This window comes from Alkalibacterium sp. s-m-28 (genome assembly GCF_054658175.1).
The window spans coordinates 1-255 of sequence record NZ_BAAGIQ010000436.1; the positions used below are offsets into that span (position 1 = coordinate 1).

1 protein-coding gene is annotated in these 255 nt (G+C 40.0%); it reads left to right on the forward strand.

Annotated features, from left to right (window positions below; translation table 11 throughout):
• The coding region (tnpA, locus tag ACYQ4S_RS12900; protein ID WP_459771587.1) for an IS200/IS605 family transposase at positions 1-255 on the forward strand (255 nt) is incomplete at both ends.

Here is a 255-nt window from a genome sequence, read left to right on the forward strand (position 1 = left end):
TTTCGCACCCAAGTACAGAAGACAGATAATATATGGCAAGTATAAACAGAGCATCGGTGAGATTATCCGAGAACTTTGTCAGAGAAAAGGAGTGGAAATACACGAAGCGAATGCGTGCAAGGATCACCTTCATATGTTAGTTAGTATCCCACCAAAGTTGAGTGTATCTCAGTTCATGGGGTATTTGAAAGGAAAAAGTAGCCTGATGATTTTCGATCGACATGCCAATTTGAAATACCGATATGGGAATCGAAA